Annotated in this window: 13 protein-coding genes and 1 tRNA gene; 7 read left to right on the top strand and 7 right to left on the bottom strand. The window is 62.9% G+C overall.

What is annotated here, in order from left to right:
• Position 1: 1 nt before the first annotated feature.
• The 7 genes from UU9_RS00580 to serS form a co-directional block, all read right to left on the bottom strand.
• Positions 2 to 1,006: a PD-(D/E)XK motif protein gene (locus tag UU9_RS00580; protein WP_007079756.1), complete on the bottom strand. Its 1,005-nt coding sequence runs from the start codon at positions 1,004 to 1,006 to the stop codon at positions 2 to 4.
• On the bottom strand, positions 990 to 3,875 hold the full coding sequence (locus UU9_RS00575; protein WP_040669856.1) for a Z1 domain-containing protein: 2,886 nt from the start codon (positions 3,873 to 3,875) through the stop codon (positions 990 to 992). The genes UU9_RS00580 and UU9_RS00575 overlap by 17 nt, the downstream gene beginning before the upstream one ends.
• Before the next feature lie 13 nt (positions 3,876 to 3,888).
• On the bottom strand, positions 3,889 to 5,358 hold the full coding sequence (locus UU9_RS00570; RefSeq protein ID WP_007079754.1) for an ATP-binding protein: 1,470 nt from the start codon (positions 5,356 to 5,358) through the stop codon (positions 3,889 to 3,891).
• Between the two features lie 44 nt (positions 5,359 to 5,402).
• Entirely contained in the window at positions 5,403 to 7,883 is a 2,481-nt protein-coding gene (gene rpoD / locus UU9_RS00565; RefSeq protein WP_007079753.1) for an RNA polymerase sigma factor RpoD, read from the bottom strand.
• Between the two features lie 532 nt (positions 7,884 to 8,415).
• Positions 8,416 to 8,505, bottom strand: a tRNA-Ser gene (locus UU9_RS00560).
• Positions 8,506 to 8,963: 458 nt separating this feature from the next.
• Positions 8,964 to 9,344, bottom strand: a complete 381-nt coding sequence (locus tag UU9_RS00555; RefSeq protein WP_040669840.1) for a hypothetical protein — start codon at positions 9,342 to 9,344, stop codon at positions 8,964 to 8,966.
• Positions 9,341 to 10,621 carry a serine--tRNA ligase gene (gene serS, locus UU9_RS00550; protein ID WP_007079751.1) on the bottom strand — a complete coding sequence of 427 codons (1,281 nt, stop codon included), beginning with the start codon at positions 10,619 to 10,621 and terminating at the stop codon, positions 9,341 to 9,343. Before serS ends, UU9_RS00555 begins: the two co-directional genes overlap by 4 nt.
• A 436-nt stretch (positions 10,622 to 11,057) precedes the next feature.
• Here serS and UU9_RS00545 point away from each other — a divergent pair, with 436 nt between their 5' ends.
• The 7 genes from UU9_RS00545 (at position 11,058) to UU9_RS00515 (ending at position 18,503) form a co-directional block, all read left to right on the top strand.
• Positions 11,058 to 13,199, top strand: a complete 2,142-nt coding sequence (locus UU9_RS00545) for an FAD-dependent oxidoreductase (protein WP_007079750.1) — start codon at positions 11,058 to 11,060, stop codon at positions 13,197 to 13,199.
• Positions 13,196 to 13,942, top strand: a complete 747-nt coding sequence (locus UU9_RS00540; protein WP_156804139.1) for a DUF3047 domain-containing protein — start codon at positions 13,196 to 13,198, stop codon at positions 13,940 to 13,942. Before UU9_RS00545 ends, UU9_RS00540 begins: the two co-directional genes overlap by 4 nt.
• The gene (arsS, locus tag UU9_RS00535) at positions 13,935 to 14,918 is read left to right on the top strand and encodes an arsenosugar biosynthesis radical SAM (seleno)protein ArsS (protein ID WP_007079748.1); all 984 of its coding nucleotides are present in this window, start codon (positions 13,935 to 13,937) and stop codon (positions 14,916 to 14,918) included. Before UU9_RS00540 ends, arsS begins: the two co-directional genes overlap by 8 nt.
• A gap of 117 nt (positions 14,919 to 15,035) precedes the next feature.
• Positions 15,036 to 16,112 carry a methyltransferase domain-containing protein gene (locus tag UU9_RS00530; RefSeq protein ID WP_050982347.1) on the top strand — a complete coding sequence of 359 codons (1,077 nt, stop codon included), beginning with the start codon at positions 15,036 to 15,038 and terminating at the stop codon, positions 16,110 to 16,112.
• Positions 16,112 to 16,855 carry a glycosyltransferase gene (locus tag UU9_RS00525; RefSeq protein WP_007079746.1) on the top strand — a complete coding sequence of 248 codons (744 nt, stop codon included), beginning with the start codon at positions 16,112 to 16,114 and terminating at the stop codon, positions 16,853 to 16,855. Before UU9_RS00530 ends, UU9_RS00525 begins: the two co-directional genes overlap by 1 nt.
• Positions 16,852 to 17,580, top strand: coding sequence for a TIGR04282 family arsenosugar biosynthesis glycosyltransferase (locus UU9_RS00520; protein ID WP_007079745.1), 729 nt, complete (start codon positions 16,852 to 16,854; stop codon positions 17,578 to 17,580). Before UU9_RS00525 ends, UU9_RS00520 begins: the two co-directional genes overlap by 4 nt.
• Before the next feature lie 164 nt (positions 17,581 to 17,744).
• On the top strand, positions 17,745 to 18,503 hold the full coding sequence (locus UU9_RS00515) for a DUF1499 domain-containing protein (RefSeq protein ID WP_040669838.1): 759 nt from the start codon (positions 17,745 to 17,747) through the stop codon (positions 18,501 to 18,503).
• Positions 18,504 to 18,568 lie beyond the last annotated feature (65 nt).

Below are 18,568 nucleotides of genomic sequence, written 5' to 3'. Positions count from 1 at the left end.
CTCAGAGCACTCCCAGCAAAGTCAGTGCCTGATCAAGGGGCACGACTTCGCCTTTAACTTTATCGAGATCAATTTCATACGCTGCCCGCACGATGCCAACGGGAACGCCACCTTTGGTCAACCTTGGAAATCCTTCATCAATCCGCATAGTTCGCATCCCTGTAAAAGCAAACTGTCGCGGATAACGATCCGCATGAGTGTCAAAAAAGCCAACGGCAATCAGCCGATCACACAGGCGACGTTCGGCCTCGGCGTCGCCATGGATCGCGATGCGCAACGCGGCCACAGCTGCAGGCAGGGACTGACCTTCCGCGGTTTGACGCAAACGCACGCCGACAAGAAACAATGGCTGTCGAATCGCATCATCGAGTTGTTCGAGGGATCCAATCTTTGCTGGAAAGCCAGAAGCAGACAGGGTCGTCTTCACCTCCAGCGCCCCTGTTCCAAGTTCAAAGTCCTGCACCGCATCCAGCGGACCTACCCAGGCCTCGATACAGCTCGCCGGTGCAAGGCCGCATGCAATCAATGCTGTCAAAACTGTCAGCTCACCGAAGAGCCCCATTTCTGCCTCCGGACTCAGCGACTGAGTTCCCTTGCGCATGAATTCCTGCCACGCGCGCACCCGCCCAAGGAAGCGCCTCACCTGCAGCGGACCAGACGAAGCCATTTCTTCGTCGAGCGCTCCTGCAACATCACAGACCATCGTCAGGAACAGATCAGCGTTGCCGGAAGATTTGCGGGAAAGTGCCAGCCAGGTTGCGCCATCGCCAAACGGGTCGACACGCTCCACGTTGAAGCCACCACCATCCGGCAGTTTTTCAGCCGCAGGTATGCTGACGTTGGAAAAGCCGACGAGCAGCGCCTCCTCCTTGCCAGGAAAGCGGCGTCCTGCAGCTAATTTGCATGAACCCGACGGTGTTACTGCGATCGTGCGCCAGCCGCTCGCATCCTCCGAGTTGCCCAGAGAGCCCCATGCAAGCTCGAACTCACTACTCGCCCGAGCCATATTCCTGCTCCCATGTGAGGTGATCGACCGCATATTCCACCTTGACCCCGTTGTCACTGGCGGGAAAGCTGACGCCGAATGCAATTACAGGGTCGGTGTAATCGCCGAATCCCTTCCCTGCGGCCGATGCTGCGTCGTTGGCAGACCGTGGATCCAGCGGATAAAGGAGCAACAGTCCTCGCTCGGGAGCCGGGGCAACGCCTTCAGCGCCCTTACCCCGGACACGCCGAATAGCAGGGCCGTTCGGAACCTCGGGGGCTTTGGGTTGTGTGCTCTTTTGCTTGGTCTCCCAGGCCCGAATGGTCATTGCCAGTGCCGCGTCCCAGGCTTTCTCGTCCAGGTCGATTGCTTCGTCACGCGGTGACAGTAAACGACCGATGGAATAGCGGTCACTACCCGATGATTCATCAACACGTTTGAGCATATCGACGGTCAACCCAGTTTCGAACGTATGGCTGTTCTCGGTGCGTCCACCTCCCATCAGCACCACAGTCCAGGAGGTGAGCTCATTGGACCGCGCCATGTTGCAGACGAACTCCGCCAGCAACTTGCTGTTGACCTTGCGCGCGTTGGGATGCGTGGCATACGCCTCGAAGAAATCAGCAATAGCGTCAGGACTCACTGCATTCCAGAGATGGCTGCCGCTCCAGTTTTGCTGAACGCCTCCCCTTAGGCGCATCGGGCTGCTCTCACTCGGCTTGCCCATGGCGACCATGAGCTTGTTCGTAGTCCCCAGGTTGCGTTCCAGCAACCGGCGATCTTTGAAAAGCGACACTGTTTCCAGAAGCTCGCCACTGAAGGAGAGCTGGAGATTTTTGGCGGTGCGCATCTTCAGCGGCGACGTCACGAGAAGCACCGGATGCGACTGCACGCGAAGTCCGTAGTTTTCTGGTGTGGCATTGCGTTCGGCCATGGCTTCGAACTCTTCTCGCAGCTCCTCCGACGCATCCGCAATGTGTCCGAACCACTCAACGAGGTCTTCCGAAGTGTAGAGACGACATAGATCCACATAGCCAGGTCGATAGCCGAACCATCGCCCCATCTGCATGAGCGTGTCATACATTTTGGTGGTGCGGACAAAGTAGCTGGTGCAAAGGCCTTCCAGCGTCAGGCCTCGCGCAAGCTTGTCGCCACCAATGGCAATCACCTTCAGGCCGATCTGATCGTGCTCGGCGTAGTCGAGTGCATCCTTGGCCGTGCCGTTGACGATTCTTACCGTGATGTCCCGGATCGTGTCGGGAAGCGCGAGCATGATGTCGGCCCAAGACGGCATCATCAGGACCTCACCGCTATCAGAGAGTGCGGCAGTCACCGTTTCACTGGTTGGAATGAAATCAGTGTCCCAGAGCTTACGAAGGCTATCCACCAACCCTTCATGGTCGACCCGCTGGGTAACCTGCTGCCGCATGCGATTCATCGCGTGGGCAACCTGATCGTGAACTTCCTTCTGGACGTTTGTGAAACGCGTAACGTGAACCAGCATGGACGCGTGCTCTGAACCCTGTCCTCGACAAACGCGTGCAGCACAAGCCAGCACGAACGAATGGAGTGCTTCCACGAGGGAAGGTGGCAAGGCCGCCTTGCCATCATGCACCGGCACATGATCCTTTTTGTGCTTGGCGGGCATCCAGCCACCAGGTTGATCCCTAAGCACGTGATCGGTAATGTAGCGCGCCAGCGGTAACCCACCCTGGCGCCCTTCCGGCGTGCGCAAACCGAACATTCGCGTCGGCCCCACATAGTTGGAAGGCGCAGCCAGATTGATGATGAACGCCTGAGGAAACAGATCCGGGCCTTCCTCGATCGTGGCGCCTCGCCGATGAATAAAAATGTTGGCGAAGGGCGTCGCGGTGTATCCAACGTAAGCAGACTTCTCGAATGCGTGGAGAACCTGACGAATAAGGCTGTTGATTGTCTTCGGATGGTGTTCTTCGTCAGGAGTTCCATCAGCGTTGAACCACTGCTCGCCAGTGTCGACGGATGCGTTGTCCGCTTCATCGTCGATCACAAGCAGCGGAAGGTTTGTCACGATCCGACGCCCCGTCTTCGTATCGGTGCCATCCGCAACGTGCCCGCGAATCCACTTGAGAAGCTGGGTCAATACCGTCTTCTGTTTCTTGACGACGAACAGCCAAGGCCGTTCTTCGGGAGAAATCGAAAAATGCTTTGCAACACCGGCGTTGAAGTCTCCGTTGTCAGCGCGCGTTGTTGCGCAATGCGGGTGAATCTTTGGATCGCTATCGATTTCGGCAACACCCAGCGGCTTGCCGGGATCGCGGTTTTCAGACGTTTCGTAGCCCAGGAAGCTTTCTTCCAGACGGATCTGCGTCTGTGATCGAAGGTTGTTGTGCAGGCCAGCGAGTACGATGATGATCTTGTAGCCCGCGTCGGCAGCCTTACAGACCAGACCCGAATAGTTGCCGGTCTTCCCTGACTGAACATGACCGACCACCAGACCGCGACGATCCCATGCACCCTCGCGCGTCGGATCTTCGAGCCGGCCGAGGATGCCATCGGTCGACTCGTCCAGTGCCGCTACAACATCCACCGAAAGTCGTTTTTGCAAAAAGGTCTCGTAGCGTTGCCAGTATCGCCAGTCTCGTTTTCTGGCAGATACCAGCCAGGGAATATGTCCCTCGGAATCATGAAGCGCCGAATCCTTGCCAATCCAGTGGCTGAAACGACGGATGAGTTCAGAAATGACGGTGTCGCGGTCATTGGCCGACAGGTCGATGGCGAACGTAGCAACCGCAAAATCGACCTTTTCAGCGATCAGCGCTGGCGTGATCGCCTGCTTCTCGCGTTCGGCATGAAGCACAGGCTGAGCAATATTCAGCACCAACGTCACGGTTTTTTCGTTATCGGACATGAATAACCTTGGCCTATGCATTTGTTGATGCTGGGTCAGCAATAGAAAGAGAAGCAATCAGCTCCGGAAAATTCTGAAAGGGTTCGGTGACCAACAGCTGTCGTTTGGCCGCCTCGATACTCATGCCTCGGCGACCGACCATGTCCTTGAAGAATGTGTTGAGAAAACCCATGACCGCAGCCGATGGTTCGCCCGTAAATAATGTCTGCGGCGTCTCCTTGCTCTCGGCCGTATCGAGCCAGATCCGCTGGACAGGGACGGTCTCTTCAATTACGCGCAACATCGCCTGCACCAGCGGGCGGTGCTCTACAGACAAGTCCAGAACCGCACTGATTGCGGGATGACGCTCATCGATTTGATAGCGCATCCCGGACTTCGTGCGTTCCACGCGCCACGCCTGCTCAAGCGGTGCCGTCCCCGGCCGCGAGACTGGCGCGCCCCGATAGGCGAAAACGCGGCGCGCTCGCTCGCGAGTATCCTCGGCAAGGCGCATCAACCAGGGGCGGAGAGACACCGGTGGTCGGGCGGTGGCCTTGCGTATGTCGATCTTCCACTCGGCATCGGCTGCATTCGTGATGTCGAGCCGGATGCGTGCCAGTCGATGGGACTCCTCACGGTTCCACCTTCGCCCCTGCCCCAGCCCCAGCCATCCACCAGCGACGAGAAGCCGCTTATTCCGATACACGTAAAAACCCTGCTGGGCCGTCCAGCCGTTCGGGCCAGCGCCACTGTCAAACTCGCGTTGCGAAAGCCGATCCTTGTGCGGCAAGACGTGGCACTCGACCTCGACTGGGCCGGCGCTCGTGGTGGTCTTCGCAATGGGGGATGCCCACGGCTTTGCAGGATGTCCCACCATGAACGGATCCCACGGCAACACCGGCTGACCGTTTAGAAGAATCCGTAAATGAGGTCTCTGACCTTCAAGCAGGCGATGAAAGACCATGGCCAGATGGGCGCTGACGCGATCAATCAGATCACTAAAGTCTGCGGACGTATAACCCGCGGTCACGATCCGATCGAGCATTTCCCACAGCACCATCGTGCCAGAGCGTTGAGCTACCAGCGGCGAGATAAACGGTTCAGATCCCGGTTGAGTACCTTCAAACAGCATCCAGCCGCCCGAAGGATTTGCTGCAAGGGCATCGAGATCCCAGCGCAGACAGGCAGTGTCACCATCTTTGACCGTCGCGACGGTCAGCGAGCGGCAGTGGGAAAACGAGGCAGTCTTCAAACCCATGCCGAAGCGCCCCAGATCCAGCGGATCTCGCACTTCCAGCGGGCTCTTCGCACCAAGCTGCATGGCGCGTTCCAGTTCGCCATCGGTCATGCCGAATCCGTTGTCGAGGATCGCCACGCGGCTGGCGGTCCCCTCCCAGGAAAACTCAATCCGCACTTCGGTCGCCTCCGCCGAAATGCTGTTATCCACAATATCCGCCAGCGCAGCTTCCACCGAGTAACCGAGACCACGCAGTGCTTCAATCATTACGCCCGCGCGCGGTGGAAGATTCCGAGTCCCAGTCGTCTCGCTCATGCGTCTGACCCCGCCGGTTCAGACAGATTGCGTGGTTCGGAATCGATGAAAGTTCTTAAGGCGCCAGATCGTGCTGGATGTCGAAGTTTTCTCAGCGCCTTGGCCTCGATCTGGCGAATCCGTTCACGCGTGACATCGAACTTTTTCCCCACTTCTTCCAGCGTGTGATCGGTGTCCATGTCGATCCCGAAGCGCATGCGCAGCACTTCGGCTTCGCGGGCCGTGAGCTCCGAAATCGCCGCATTCACCGACTGCTTGAGGCCACTTTCTCCGACGAGATCGACCGGAGAAGAGGTCTGCTTGTCTTCGATAGACAGACCCCATGGCGTAGGATCGTCTTCGCTTTCGGGCGTATCGAGTGAAATCGGTTCAGCCGCGATCTTCAGGACTTTGTGGATTCTTTCCTCGGCGACCTCCATTTCGGGTGCAAGCTCAGCAGGAGTCGCTGGGCGACCGAGCTGTTGCTGCATCCGGCGCGAAACGGCGCCCAGCTTGTTGATCGTTTCAATCATGTGAACAGGAATGCGAATGGTGCGTGCCTGATCGGCGATCGCGCGCGTGATGGCCTGACGAATCCACCAGGTGGCATACGTCGAAAACTTGTAGCCGCGACGATGCTCAAACTTGTCGACCGCCTTCATGAGGCCTACGTTGCCCTCCTGAACCAGCTCCAGAAACTGAAGGCCACGGTTGGTGTAACGCTTTGCGATCGACAACACCAGCCTCAGGTTGGCTTCGATCATTTCCTTCTTTGCGCGACTCGCACGCGCGAAGCTGCCACTGATCGTACGGTGGTGATCCCGAATGTCTGCAATAGACAAAAGAAGGTTGCGCTCAATGGCGACCAAACCCTGCTGTTCTCTCTCGATGGCATCGCGAACAGCAAGGATGCTTGAAGCCCATGGCTGTCCGATGCTCGAAAGCTGCCCTGACCATAGAATGTTGCTCTCATTCCCGGGAAATGCTCGGATGAAATCTGCTTTGGGCATTCCTGCGCGCGTAACGATGATCTCGGTGAGTGCGCACATATGGCGCAGGATGTCAGCCACCAGTTCCCCAAACATTCGCACCAGAGTGCTAATCAATGCAGTCGGCAGCTTCAGTGTGCGGAACTCTTCGGCCATTCGTCCCCGAAGCCTGGAGACTTCCTCACTGGCCAAATCATTCGAAGTTGATGCCACCGTCTTGAAAGCCTCGTAGCGCTCACGCAGCGAGGCCATGCGACGCACAACCTCATGGGGATCGAGGCCAGCACTCGCCTCATCGTCGAGCAAGGCTTCCTCTTCCGCAACAGTCAAAGCATCTGCTTCATCACTGAGCGCGGCTTGATCACCCTTGGATACCGCAGCATTGATAGCCAGATCAACGTCAGAAAAACCTGCAAGAACCTCGCTTAAACGGCGTTTTCCACTTAGGTGTTGCTCATATTCTTCCAGCAGGAATTCGACAATCTGGGGAAAACCGGCCAAGGATGCCTGCACCTGACCCAACCCGTCCTCGATCCGCTTCGCGAGGACAACTTCGCCCTCGCGCGTCAACAACTCAAACAAGGCCACATCACGGAGATAGAGCTTTGCACAACGGTCGCCAGACAACGTCACTTCGTCGTAAAACGCAATCACATCCTCCAGCTCTTCCTCTTCACTGTCATTCGCCTCGTTCTGAAGCGGCTCGGAACGCAGCACCTTCCTTTCATCCGTTGAGACGTTGATTTCGCCGAGGGCCAATCGAAGCCGTGCTTCGCTCTCCTCGTCCCGGTGACCTTCCTCGTCCTCAAAAAATGCCTGCACGTCCAGATCGGGAATACTTCCTTCCCGAATGCCCTTCAGGATCAAGCTTTGCAACGGCCATCGATTCCCGCGATCGAGCAGACGTGCAGGCCGCGCAGACTTCTCCGGCAAGTAGACGGAAACATCGGACCAGTCGACCAGCTCATCCGACGCCCTGTGATTTGCAATGGCAACATGTAGCTCCATCGCGGCGTTTGCCAGCGACTCGTCACCCTCAGGCGCAACGATTTCATCTTCCTCTTCCCAGCTAGCGCCGGACTCCCCCTCGAGCAAATCCAGTGAAGAGCCAATGAAGGTGGCCTTTGAAGGGGTTTCTGCATCCACGACGTCCAGCTCTGCGCTGACTTGGTCTACGAATGCATCCGCTGCGTTTCGCTCCCGAACAAACGCTTCCATGACCTCTAAAGCATCAAATGCATTCGCTGCTTTGGCGATATCCAGGGCATCAAGCCCGGAAGGATCGGTCAGTTCGAGTGTCGCCCCTGAGTCCAGGAGCACCCGACAAGTCGATGCGCGGTTATTTCGCGCGGCCAGCATCAGAGGCGTAAGGCCCGCCCCATCACAGGCATTCAGGTTGTCACCGCGGGCAATGTGCAGCCTGACAGCGGTGTCCACACCAGCAACAGCGGCCAGTTTCAGCAGCTTGTTGAGCGGTGCGATGGCTAACGGACCAGCAACTGCACTCATGCGCAGCCCTCCGGGCACGCCCGACGCTCAATGCTTCCCTTCGTTCCCCCGACGACTTTCAACTCCAATGACACTCCAGCGCTGTAGGTGCATTCCTACGCCTCACGATTATGCACGCGTCCATCTCACCCATAGAGACAACATCAAGATTCATGCACAAACCAGACCACTTTCGCCTTTGGCAATTCGCAACAAAACATAGGAATCCGTTGCGCCACGTGACGCACGCGGTCAGCTATGGATCAGACGCGCCTCTCTAGTGAGCATTTTCGCCACTGGACAGCCGGCTACCGACTGCCGACTGCCAGCTAAGCCGGTCAGAGCGGTCAGAGCCACTTACGAATCTCGCGGCAGCGTGACGATGGGATTGTTCGGCTAGTCCATGGGCCTTACTCCTTTGCATTGCGCGCTACGGGGCCAGCCTGCGGCTGTCCAAATTCGCTCCCGGCGAATTTGTCGAACCCGGTGGGTTCTCACCCAGTCGTCTCCGCCAGAAACGCAAAACGCCCCACTCGGGGGCGCTTTGCGTTTCTGGCGGAGAGAGTGGGATTCGAACCCACGGTAGGCTTACACCTACGGCAGTTTTCAAGACTGCTGCCTTAAACCGCTCGGCCATCTCTCCATAAACCTTTGTCTGCGGCGGGGCGCGCGTCGCGCGCCACTACGGCAGTTTTGCTACGGGCATCCTGCCCTTCGCCCCCTTCGGGGCCAGCGGCTGCGCCGCTGTCCGCTTCGGCTTCCTGCCTACGCGTCAAGACTGCTGCCTTAAACCACTCGGCCATCTCTCCATAAACCTTTGTCTGCGGCAAGGCGCGCGTTGCGCGCCACTACAGCAGTTTTGTTCCGGGCATCCTGCCCTTCACCCCTTCGGGGCCGGCGGCTGCGCCGCCGTCCGCTTCGGCTTCCTGCCTACGCGTCAAGACTGCTGCCTTAAACCGCTCGGCCATCTCTCCAAACTTTTCGAACTCAGCATCCGTTCGCACTGAGCGTAGCGCAGCGGAGTCGAAGGCTGTCCTTCGACTTCGGCCCTTCGGGCCTACGCTCAGGACGAACGGCTGGAGGTGCAGGGTCGCAATCCTATCAGGAACCTTTCGGCGGTTGGTTGCTGCTGCCCTTCTTCGACAACGCCACCAAACAGCCCACCAGGATCGCCACCGGAACCAGCGCGCCCAGCAGCGGTACCAGCAAGATGGGTTCGCGCACGACCATGGGCACCAGTTGGGTCGCGGCGGCGAAGGTGACGATGGCCAGGCGCCAGCGGCGGCTGTGGCGGGCGAGCCAGAAGCTGGCGAGGACGAGCGGTAGCGCGATGACGGAGAGGTCGAGGTCGATGGTGGGCAGGTGCCAGACGTCGGCGAAGCCGAGGCGCATGCCGATCACGGTGGCCAGCACGGCGAGCAGGAAGAAGCTGGTGTAGAACTCCACCCTGCTCCAGCTTCCCGTTGGCGCGGGCGCGTTCATGCGATGCGGTCCAGGCCGGCCATGTACGGGCGCAGTGCTTCGGGGATGGTGATGGAGCCGTCGTCGTTCTGGTTGTTTTCCATCACCGCGATCAGGGTGCGGCCGATGGCGAGGCCGGAGCCGTTGAGCGTATGCACCAGTTCGGGCTTGCCGCCTTCCGTGTTGCGCACGCGGGCTTGCAGGCGGCGGGCCTGGAAGTCCTCGCAGTTGGAGCAGCTGGAGATTTCGCGGTAGGTCTGCTGGCTGGGCAGCCACACTTCGAGGTCGTAGGTCTTGGTGGCGCCGAAACCCATGTCGCCGGTGCACAGCAGCAGCTTGCGGTAGGGCAAGTCGAGTTTTTGCAGCACGGCCTCGGCGTGGCCGACCATTTCTTCCAGTTGCGCGTAGGACTCGCCGGCGCGGGCGATGTGCACCATCTCGACTTTCTCGAACTGGTGCTGGCGGATCATGCCGCGGGTATCACGGCCATAGCTGCCGGCTTCGGCGCGGAAGCACAGCGTGTGCGCGGTCATGCGCAGCGGTAGTGCGTCGGCGTCCTGGATGGTGTCGCGCACCAGGTTGGTCAGCGAGACTTCGGCGGTGGGGATCAGGTAGCGCTTCGTTTCGCCCACTTCGGTGGCGAACAGGTCTTCCTCGAATTTCGGCAACTGGCCGGTGCCCTGCATGCTGTCGGCGTTGACGATCACCGGCACGTTGCATTCGAGGTAGCCGTGCTCGGCGGTGTGCAGGTCGAGCATGAACTGGCCAAGCGCGCGATGCAGGTGCGCGAGCTGGCCGCGCAGCACGGTGAAGCGCGCGCCGGAGAGCTTGGCGCCGGCGTCGCCATCGAGCCAGCCGTGGCGCTCGCCCAGTTCGACGTGGTCTTTCACGTCGAAGGCGAATTCGGGTGGCGTACCCCAGCGGCTGACTTCGACGTTGTCCTTCTCGTCCTTGCCGATCGGCACGGATTCATGCGGGATGTTGGGGATGCCCAGCGCGATCTGCGCCAGCTTCGACTGCACGTCGGCCAGCGCCTGCTCGTTGCTCTTCAGTTTGTCGCCCAGGCCGGCGACCTCGGCCATCAGTGCGGCGACGTCCTCGCCCTTGGCCTTGGCCTGGCCGATCGCCTTGGAGCGGGTGTTGCGCACGCTCTGCAGTTCCTGGGTTTCCATGGCGAGGCGCTTGCGCTCGGCTTCGAGCTGCTCGACGGCCGCCGTATCCAGCACGTAGCTGCGCGTCGCCGCCAGCCGCTCGGCGGTATCGGCGAGATGCGCTCGCAGCAGCGTGGGGTCGAGCATGGTCGTTCCTTTGGGTGATCAGACCGGCAATTATCGTGGCAGGCGGTGAAGGGGCGCAAACGAGCTTGCGGTGCGAGGCGGGGTGCCGGGTGGTCGTCACGGAGTGATGGTCGGGTTCAGGTAACTTTGCCGGGCTTCGGGGCGAAAGGACTTGGGACGAGCGGAACTTGAGCTCGTCATCCTCACGCAAGCGGGGATCCAGTGGATTAGGGTGCTGGAAAGGCGCTGGATTCCTGCTTTCGCAGGAATGACGGGGATGAGGCTTTTGCGTCTTACTGAACGCTCGTCCTAATACTGCCAAGCCGGTAGATGCAGGTATCCGATCGCGACACTACTCACGAGGACGACACCCGATGGCGAAACAACCCGTGACTTTGATTTGCGATAGCGGAATGCCATCGCCTGTCCGCCTCAAGGCGACGCCGGCGCGGCATCCATGACTTGGCGCCGCCTGCTGCCCCGCCTGTTCATCGCGCTGCTGATCGTCGCCGCGATCGTCTGCTTTTTCGCGTTCGACCTGTCGCATTACCTCAGCCTGCATGCGCTCAAGGAGCAGCAGCAGTCGCTGCAGGCGTGGCGCGCCGAGCACCCCGTGTTGCTGGCGGCGGGTTTTCTGGTGGGCTACATCGTGATGGCGGCGGCATCCCTGCCCGGCGCGGCACTGGCCACGATTGCCGCCGGCGCGGTGTTCGGGCTGGTGGAGGGCACGCTGCTGGCCTCGTTTGCCTCGTCGATCGGCGCGACGCTGGCGTTCCTGGCCAGTCGTTTCCTGTTTCGCGATGCGGTGAAGCGCCGCTTCGGCAAACGCCTGGCCACCATCGATGAAGGCCTGAAGCGCGATGGCGCGTTTTACCTGTTCACCTTGCGGCTGGTGCCCGCGCTTCCGTTTTTCGTGATCAACCTGCTGATGGGCGTGACCGCGCTGCCGACGCGCACGTTCTACTGGGTCAGCCAGGTCGGCATGCTGGCTGGCACCGTTGTCTACGTGAATGCGGGCACGCAATTGGCACAGCTGGATTCGGCGTCGGGCATCTTTTCGCCGCTGCTGATCGGCTCCTTCGTGTTGCTGGGCATTTTTCCCTGGATCGCGCGCGCATTGGTGGCGCTGGTGCGGCGGCGCAAGCTCTACGCGCGCTGGAAGAAGCCGCGGCGGTTCGATCGCAACCTGGTGGTGATCGGCGCGGGCGCGGCGGGGCTGGTCAGTGCGTACATCGCCGCCACGGTGAAGGCCCGGGTCACGCTGGTGGAAAAAGGCGCGATGGGCGGCGACTGCCTCAATGAGGGATGCGTGCCGTCGAAGGCGCTGATCCACAGCGCGCGGCTGGTCGCGCGGGCGCGCGATGCTGCCGCGGCCGGCGTCGACGTCGGCGCGGTCACCGTCGATTTCTCCGCGGTAATGAGTCGTGTGCAGCGGGTGATCGGCGACGTGGCGCCGCACGATTCGGTGGAGCGGTACCGCGACATGGGCGTGGATGTGCGCAACGGTCACGCCACCATCGTGTCGCCGTGGGAAGTGCGCATCGGTGACGAAACCCTGACCACTCGCGCCATCGTGATTGCCGCCGGCGCCGAGCCGCTGGTACCGGACTTGCCGGGGCTGGCCGGTTCCGGCTTCCTCACCTCCACCACCTTGTGGGCGCTGCGCGAGCTGCCGCCGCGGCTGGTGGTGATGGGCGGTGGGCCGGTGGGCTGCGAACTGGCGCAGGCGTTTGCGCGGTTGGGTTCGCGCGTCACCCAGGTGGAGCTGGGCGAGCATCTGCTGGGGCGCGAGGACGCCGACGTATCGGCGTTCGTGGAAGCACGCTTGCGCGAGGATGGCGTCGATGTGCGCACGCGGCACAAGGCGCTGGCGGTCGAGTCCGATGCGCAGGGAAAATCCCTGCGCTGCGAGCACAACGGCGAAACCGTCACCCTGGCCTTCGATGCGCTGCTGGTGGCCGTGGGGCGTCGCCCGCGCGTCGCGGGCTACGGCCTGGAAGCACTGGGCATCCCGGCGCCAAAAACCATCGACACCGACCGCCACCTGCAGACGCTGTACCCGAACATCTACGCCTGCGGCGACGTGGCCGGCCCCTACCAGCTCACCCACGTGGGCGCCCACCAGGCCTGGTACGCCACCGTCAACGCCTTGCTGGGCGGGCTGTGGCGCTTCAAGGCCAACTACGAGGCGATCCCCGCCACCACGTTCGTGGATCCGGAAGTGGCGCGCGTGGGACTCAACGAACGCGAGGCCACGCAACAGGACATCCGCTACGAAGTCACCCGCTACGAGCTGGCCGATCTGGACCGCGCCATCACCGAGGACGGCACACACGGCTTCGTCAAGGTGCTCACCGTGCCGGGCAAGGACCGCATCCTGGGCGCCACCATCGTGGGCGCGCAGGCGGGCGAGCTGCTGGCCGAGTTCACCCTGGCGATGACCCACGGCCTGGGCCTGGGCAAGATCCTGGGCACCGTGCACGCCTACCCGACCTGGGCGGAGGCCAACAAATACGCCGCCGGCGCCTGGCGCAAGGCGCATGCGCCGCAGGGCGCGCTACGCTGGGCGGAACGATGGTTTCGCTGGCGGCGCCGATGAACAACCGATTCACCCTGTGCATCATGTTCGGCCTTGCCGCGTCGCCGGCGCTGGCGGCCGATGGATCGCTGTCGCTGCGTTTCTCCGACAGCACCACGGGAAGCCAGTTGCCGGTTGGATGGAAGAACTACCCGATGTCGCGGCACAAGGCCAAGGCCGACATCCGGCTGGTGCGCGACGGCGACACCACCGTGCTGCACATCGACGCCAACCGCAGCGCGGGCGGCATCGCCCACGCGCTGAAGCTGTCGCCGGAGCAGGTGTTGAGCTGGCGCTGGAAGGTCGACCACAGCGTGGCCGGCGCGAACCTGGAAAAAAAGCACGGCGACGATTTCGCGGCGCGCGTTTACGTGTTCTTCGACGTTCCGACCAGTGCGCTGACCTTCGGCGAACGGCTCAAGCTGCGCGTGGCCCGCATCGCCATGGGACACGAATTGCCGCGCGCCGCGCTGTGCTACGTGTGGGACAACACACACCCGGTCGGCACCATCGCGCCGAACGCCTACTACGGCGCCGTACGCACCATCGTCCTGCAAAGCGGCAATGCCCTTGCCGGCCAATGGCGGAACGAACATCGCGATGTCGCCGCCGATTTCCGCGCCGCGTTCGGCCGCCAGGCACCGCAGATTACCGGCGTAGCCGTCGCCAGTGACACCGACAACACCAAAGGCCACGTCAACGCGTGGTTCGGCGACCTCACCTTTTCGGCGCCCGCCGCCGCACCGGAGTCCACCGATGAATGACACCACCATCGACGTGCGACCGTCCTTCGCGCAAACGCTGCGCACGCACGGCGTGGCCCTGCCGCGGACGCCGCTGGAGATCCTGCAGGTCAACGTGGGCAAGCTGTGCGACCTGGCCTGCCACCACTGCCACGTCGAGGCCGGCCCCAAGCGCACGGAAATCATGCAGGCCGCCACGGTCGATCGCATCCTGGCCTTGCTGGCCGATGCGCCGCAGATCCACACGGTGGACCTGACCGGTGGTGCGCCGGAGATGAACCCGCGCTTCCGCCAGCTGGTGCGCGAATCGCGCGCCCTGGGCAAGACGGTGATCGACCGCTGCAACCTCACCATCCTGTTCCGCGAAGGCCAGGAAGACACCGCGCAGTTCCTGGCCGACCAGGGCGTCAAGATCGTGGCCTCGCTACCCTGCTACACCAAGGCGAATGTGGAAAAGCAGCGCGGGCAGCACGTGTTCGATCCGTCCATCCGGGCGCTGCGCATGCTGTCGCAGCTGGGCTACGGCCGCGAGGGTTCGGGCCTGGAAATCGACCTGGTCTACAACCCGCTCGGCGCCAGCCTGCCGCCCGCGCAGGCGTCGCTGGAGGCGGACTACAAGCGCGAACTGGCCGAACATTTCGACGTCCATTTCAACCACCTGTTCACCATCACCAACATGCCGATCAAGCGCTTCCTGCACCTGCTGCAGCGCGAGGGCCGCTACGACAGCTACATGCAGACCTTGCTGGATGCATTCAATCCGCAGGCGGCACTGGGCGTGATGTGCCGCAACCAGTTGTCGGTGGATTGGCGCGGACATCTCTACGACTGCGATTTCAACCAGGCGCTGGAGCTGCCGCTGGGCGGCCGCGAACGCACGCTGTGGGACATCGACGCGCTGACCGACATCGAAAACGAACGCATCGCCTTCGGCAGCCATTGCTACGGCTGCACCGCCGGCGCCGGCAGCTCCTGCGGCGGCGCCCTGGCCGCGTAGGAGCGCACCCTGTGCGCGAACGGCGGGCATCGCCCGCCCGTTTAATGACCCGCAGCGACAAAAGCATTCGCGCACAGGGTGCGCTCCTACAACAAATACCTGAAGCGAAGCATCAACATGACCGAAGACACCCAAACCAACACCTGCTGCGGCGACGATTCCCGCGTCCGCGACGACGTGCGCGAGTACTACGGCGAGACGCTGAAAAGCAGCACCGACCTGCGCACCACCGCCTGCTGCAGCACCAGCGCCATGCCGCTGCACCTGCGCGAAACCGCCGCGTTGTTGCACCCGGAAGTCACCGAGCGCTTCTACGGCTGTGGCTCGCCGATCCCGCCCGCGCTGGCCGGCGCCACCGTGCTGGACCTGGGCTGCGGCACTGGTCGCGACGTCTACCTGTTGTCGCGGCTGGTCGGCGAGCAAGGCCACGTGATCGGCGTGGACATGACGGCGGCGCAACTGGCCGTGGCCGAACGCCATCGCGATTACCACGCCACAGCGTTCGGCCACGCGTGCAGCAATGTCACCCTGCTGGCCGGCGATCTGGCCGACCTGGATGCGCTGGGCATCGCCGACGACTCGGTCGACGTGGTGGTTTCCAACTGCGTGCTCAACCTGGTGCCCGACAAGGCGCGCGCGTTCGCGCAAATCCTGCGTGTGCTGAAGCCTGGCGGCGAGCTGTATTTCTCCGACGTGTTCGCCGACCGCCGGCTGCCCGCGGAGCTGATGCGCGATCCGGTGTTGCTGGGCGAATGCCTGGCCGGCGCGCTGTACGTGGAGGATTTCCGCCGCCTGCTGGGCGCGCTGGGCGTGGCTGACGCGCGCGTGTGCGCCCGCAGCCCGATCGACCTGACCGATCCCGCGGTCGAGCAGCGCATTGGTTTCGCCCGTTTCGAATCGATCACCTGGCGCGCGTTCAAGCTGCCGCTGGAGGATCGCTGCGAGGATTACGGCCAGGTCGCCACCTATCTCGGCACGCTGCCGCACCAGCCGCATGCGTTCGACCTCGATGACCACCACCATTTCGAAACCGGCCGTCCGCTACCCGTCTGCGGCAACACCGCCGACATGCTGGGTGCCAGCCGGTATGCGGGGCACTTCCGTATTGACGGCGACAAGCAGCGCCACTTCGGGCTGTTCGACTGCGCGCCCGCCACGCCCACTGCCACCGGCACGGGCGGCGCCTGCTGCTGATGGACGCCACTGCGGCCAGCGACATCGATCGGAACACGGCGGCCGCGGGTTTGCTGCGCCTGTCGGTGATCGTGCCGCTGGCGCCCGGTGAAACTGCCTGGCGCGGTCTGGTCGACGAGTTGGCCGCGGTGCTGCCTGATGATGCCGAACTGATCCTGGTGCATGCCGACGCTTCATCGCCGCTGCCGGCGCCGGTGCCTCCGCCGGGGCCTCCGCTGTTTCGCCAGCTCAACAGCGCGCCCGGTCGGGCGCGGCAACAGAACGCCGGCGCGCACACCGCACGCGGGCGCTGGTTGTGGTTCGTGCACGCCGACTCGCGTTTGCAGCCAGGAACACTGCCCTCGCTATGGCGCTTCCTGCAACGCCGTGACGATGCGTTGGGTTTCTTCGAGCTCGCGTTCGACCGCGATGGCCCGCGGCTGGCGGCGTTGAACGCCTGCGGCGCCAACCTGCGTTCGCATTGGCTGAAGATGCCGTTTGGCGACCAGGGGCTGTTGTTGCCGGCGCATTGTTTCACCGCGCTGGGCGGCTTCGATGAACACGTGCGCTACGGCGAGGATCACCTGCTGGTATGGACCGCGCGCCGCGCCGGCCTGCCCATCGTCGGCGTCGGCGCGGCCCTGCAAACCAGCGCCCGCAAGTACGCGCTGCATGGCTGGTGGCGAACCACCTCGCGACACCTCTGGCTGACCCTGATCCAGGCGTGGCCGCAATGGCGCCGCCTGCGGCGGGAACGGCGATGAGCGCGGCACTGGCCATCTTCGTCAAGACGCCCGGCCACTCGCCGGTGAAGACCCGCCTGGCGGCGAGCATCGGGCAACGACGCGCCGAACATTTCCACCGCCTGGCCGCCGCGGCCGTCGCCGCCGTGGCCTGCGCCGCGATGCCCGGCATTCAACCGTGCTGGGCGGTGGCCGAACGTGAGGCCCTCGACGACCCGATGTGGAGCGCGCTGCCCACGCTGTGGCAGGGCGAAGGCACGCTCGGCGCGCGGCTGCACCACGTCTGTGCGTCGCTGCAACAGCGTCACGGGCGCGTGCTGCTGATCGGCGCCGATGCGCCACAGATCCGCGTCGACCTGCTGTCTGCGGCGCTCGGGGCGCTGGACGATCCCGCCACACCCTTCGTGCTGGCACCGGCGCACGATGGCGGATTCTGGCTGTTCGGCACGCGCCAGCCGGTGGCGGAGGCCGCATGGTTGGCGCCGCGTTACTCGTGCGCCGACACCGCCAGCGTGTTGATCGATGCCTTGTCGAGCGACGGCGCCATCGCGCCGCTGCCGCTGCTCAACGATGTCGATGACGGCGACGACCTGGCGTCGCTCGTCGTCGATTTGAAGGCACTGCCCGCGCCGCTGCCGGAACAACGCGAACTTCTCGACTGGCTGCTGGAGGAATGCATGGACGCCCCGAGAGGTCCCGAAAGATTGCTCCCCCCGCTTGGCGGGGGGAGCTGCCCGAAGGGCTGAGGGGGCGCTCTTCGTCACGCAAAACGAGATCAAGAGCGCCCCCATCCGCCTTCGGCACCTTCCCCCGCGTTGCGGGGGAAGGAAATGGAAAGTGCCGATTTCCACGATGTCTGATTGAACGCCACGCCCGAGAACCCGTACGCCAACCTGTCTGGAGCCATCGCATGAATACTCGACCACCCTTCCCCTGGACTCGCCGCATCGCCTCGCTCGGCTTGCTGGCCGGCATCGTCGCACTGTTGGCGATGTTGGCCGGGCCGCTTTATCGGGCCGGAATGATCGGCCTGGGCGCCGCCTTCTCAAGCGTGTTCTTCGGTTACTGGCTGGGCCTGCTGGCGGCACTGTTCGGCGTTGTCGCGCTGCTGCTGACGCTGTTCGGTCAGCCCCGGCGCTACCTGGTGCGGGCGCTGGTCGCGATCGTGCTGGGCGTGATCGCCTTCGTGCCGCCGATGCTGTTCAAGCACAAGGCCGGCTCGGTACCGGCGATCCACGACATCACCACCGACACGGCCAACCCGCCGCCGTTCCAGACGCTGCTGGCCCAGCGCGCGGACGCACCCAATTCGGCCGTCTACGGCGGCGCGGAAGTGGCGGCCAAACAGCACGCGGCGTATCCGGACATCCAGCCGCTGCAGTTCGACGCACCGCCGGCAACGGTCTTCAAGGCAGCGCTGGACAGTGCGAAGTCGATGGGCTGGACGATCGCGGCGCAGGCGCCGGACGAGGGACGCATCGAGGCCACCGCCACCACGTTCTGGTTCGGCTTCAAGGATGACGTGGTGATCCGCCTGCGGCCAGAGGCCGGTGGTACGCGCGTGGATGTGCGCTCCGAGTCGCGCGTGGGCGGCAGCGACGTGGGCGCCAATGCGGCGCGTATTCGCGCGTACAGCCGCAAGCTGCGCGAGGCCGTGGGCGCGCATTGACGCGACGGTTTTTGTAGGAGCGCACCCTGTGCGCGACGCCTTTGCAGCGGGATTCGGGATTCGGG

Source organism: Rhodanobacter fulvus Jip2 (assembly GCF_000264315.1).
In the GTDB taxonomy this organism is placed as follows: Bacteria; Pseudomonadota; Gammaproteobacteria; order Xanthomonadales; family Rhodanobacteraceae; genus Rhodanobacter; species Rhodanobacter fulvus.
This window is presented reverse-complemented; position numbering and strand designations above follow the sequence as displayed.

Excerpts from the sequence above, each read along its gene's own strand:
- UU9_RS00580 (WP_007079756.1), bottom strand. The coding sequence starts at position 1,006 with ATGGCTCGGGCGAGTAGTGAGTTCGAGCTTGCATGGGGCTCTCTGGGC.
- UU9_RS00575 (WP_040669856.1), bottom strand. The coding sequence starts at position 3,875 with ATGTCCGATAACGAAAAAACCGTGACGTTGGTGCTGAATATTGCTCAG.
- UU9_RS00570 (WP_007079754.1), bottom strand. The coding sequence starts at position 5,358 with ATGATTGAAGCACTGCGTGGTCTCGGTTACTCGGTGGAAGCTGCGCTG.
- rpoD (WP_007079753.1), bottom strand. The coding sequence starts at position 7,883 with ATGAGTGCAGTTGCTGGTCCGTTAGCCATCGCACCGCTCAACAAGCTG.
- UU9_RS00555 (WP_040669840.1), bottom strand. The coding sequence starts at position 9,344 with ATGAACGCGCCCGCGCCAACGGGAAGCTGGAGCAGGGTGGAGTTCTAC.
- serS (WP_007079751.1), bottom strand. The coding sequence starts at position 10,621 with ATGCTCGACCCCACGCTGCTGCGAGCGCATCTCGCCGATACCGCCGAG.
- UU9_RS00545 (WP_007079750.1), top strand. The coding sequence starts at position 11,058 with ATGACTTGGCGCCGCCTGCTGCCCCGCCTGTTCATCGCGCTGCTGATC.
- UU9_RS00540 (WP_156804139.1), top strand. The coding sequence starts at position 13,196 with ATGAACAACCGATTCACCCTGTGCATCATGTTCGGCCTTGCCGCGTCG.
- arsS (WP_007079748.1), top strand. The coding sequence starts at position 13,935 with ATGAATGACACCACCATCGACGTGCGACCGTCCTTCGCGCAAACGCTG.
- UU9_RS00530 (WP_050982347.1), top strand. The coding sequence starts at position 15,036 with ATGACCGAAGACACCCAAACCAACACCTGCTGCGGCGACGATTCCCGC.
- UU9_RS00525 (WP_007079746.1), top strand. The coding sequence starts at position 16,112 with ATGGACGCCACTGCGGCCAGCGACATCGATCGGAACACGGCGGCCGCG.
- UU9_RS00520 (WP_007079745.1), top strand. The coding sequence starts at position 16,852 with ATGAGCGCGGCACTGGCCATCTTCGTCAAGACGCCCGGCCACTCGCCG.
- UU9_RS00515 (WP_040669838.1), top strand. The coding sequence starts at position 17,745 with ATGAATACTCGACCACCCTTCCCCTGGACTCGCCGCATCGCCTCGCTC.